This is a genomic window from Polaromonas sp. P1_G2, from assembly GCF_056405515.1.
The window spans coordinates 1-363 of record NZ_JBFUBY010001726.1 but is presented as its reverse complement, the minus strand read 5'-3'; the positions used below and the strand labels follow the sequence as shown (position 1 = coordinate 363).

1 pseudogene is annotated in these 363 nt (G+C 65.3%); it reads right to left on the bottom strand.

The features are described from left to right. Nucleotides 1–363 (bottom strand): annotated as a pseudogene (locus AC1D0P_RS32300) (shikimate dehydrogenase); the annotation flags it as partial.

Here is a 363-nt window from a genome sequence, read left to right as displayed (position 1 = left end):
ACTGTACGGCGCGTGCGCCATCGCGATCGAAGATGTCGAGCCTGCCGACGCCGAGTTTGAGCGCGGCATGCGCGACGGCAACACCAGCGCCGCCGGCGCCGAGAAGCAGTGCATGGTCACGCCGCGCGTCCGGTAGGCCCTGGCGGAAACTCTCATAAAAACCGTACCAATCCGTATTGTGCCCCATCCGCCTGCCGTCGCGGAACACCACCGTGTTGACCGCGCCCAGCATGCGGGCATCCTCCGACAGTTCGTCGAGCAGCGGCAACACCGCCTGCTTGAACGGATGGGTGATGTTGGTGCCGGAAAAGCCGCGCTCTTCCAGTTCGCCGAGCAGATCCGGCAGGGCATCCGCAGACAGAC